Below are 1,533 nucleotides of genomic sequence, written 5' to 3'. Positions count from 1 at the left end.
CTTGTGTCAATTTTATTGGATGTTTGGTTCGAGATATCTTCATCTATAAAAAATTTCCAGTCAATAGTATGTTCTAGTGTTAATTGTTTATTGCCTCTTAAGTCGCTTTCTATTGGCTTGGATGGATCAAATAGTACTACAGAATTATCTAGATTCAAATTGTAGAATGGCCTTAGTTGGCTATGTCCCATTCTAAAGGCCAATGCAAATTCATGAGCCATTCCAAATTCAGATGGTTTTGAAGAGTTAGTTACTTTGTTGATTGCCCAATTTAGAGGGGTTTCAGCAACCAAAGCTGGCAAATACTCATGCCAAATGAAACTTTGCCATATTCTTAATACTTCACTTTTGACATGGTAATAAAAACCAATAACTGACTCAGGATTATTTGGGTCGGGTGCTTGGAATAAGTTAGCGATTTTATTATGTAATCGCATTATAAGTATATGGATCTGAAGTATTAGTTGATTTTCATCATTTCTTGCGTCAAAAATATATGCAGGATAAGTGACATTGTTATCTTTATCTACGGATTTGAATCGAGGTAAATCATAAGCATTTCTGCCGATTTTGCTAAGTTTAAATTTCCCGTCAGTATTGTTAACCATTGACCATAATTGTCCACTAACTAAATGTTTTCTATCATCACCGCCATAGACTGAATCTAGATCGATAAATGCAGATGCACCACTTTCATTGTCCCCAGAATTTCCACCTTCTCCTATTAAATTAATTGGATTAAGAGTTATATCATGATCAATAAATTGACCTACAAACACCATGAATGTAGGTATTCGACTATTTGGCTCGAGAATTTCTTTACCACTTTCATCTATAGAGGCTAATAATTTCCCTTTTTGTTTATCCGTCAAATAGTCAATTAGTTTATCCGAAATTCGATAAGGTTTATTGTCAACTATTCGATAAAAGAAGTTGTCAAGGATATTTTGGGCTTTTTCCTGCATCATACTGACAATCGTAGCTTCGTCTGTTATAAAATTGGCTTCAAATAAAGTCGAGAAAACAGAATTTGTAACTTCTTTTTTTAACGGTCTATAAAGTCCGCCATGTGCAAAAAGTTTTTTTGTAAGTAGATTAGTCTTGGGAAGCTTTTCTTCGAGTTTATGTTCTGTTGTCATATTTATTTATAGATAGGAGAATTTCGAATGTCTGTTAACTCTTAATAAAGTTTAAACTTATCAATGATAAAACAAAATTCATATAGCTACATATAGTCATTTTGCTATTTCAAAAGCGAAGATTTCTCTTTTTCCGTTTGCAGGTGAACCAAGCTGATTGGCAAAGCGTCTCTAAGAAACGCTCGTTTTTTGATCATTGATTGTTGCCCCTGAGGGTACCGCAACTGAACATACCAAATCTCTCCCTATTAAGCCTGATCGATCTTTTTCTTTTTTGCTGATTATCATAAACTCATTCCATTAATCAAAGCCTTTTTTAGTATTATTGATAATGAGTTTTTGATAATATTTTAGAAGGCTCAAACAAAATAGTTGTCTCTCAAAACGAACGTTT

The 1,533-nt window shown here is 33.1% G+C and carries 1 protein-coding gene; it reads right to left on the bottom strand.

What is annotated here, in order from left to right:
* On the bottom strand, positions 1-1,139 hold a 1,139-nt coding region (locus tag ADIARSV_RS00795), incomplete at its 3' end, for a peroxidase family protein (RefSeq protein WP_040298639.1).
* Between the last annotated feature and the right edge of the window lie 394 nt (positions 1,140-1,533).

The organism is Arcticibacter svalbardensis MN12-7 (assembly GCF_000403135.1).
Classification (GTDB): Bacteria; Bacteroidota; Bacteroidia; order Sphingobacteriales; family Sphingobacteriaceae; genus Arcticibacter; species Arcticibacter svalbardensis.
The sequence above is the reverse complement of the archived record's forward strand: the minus strand, read 5'-3'. Positions and strand labels throughout refer to the sequence as shown.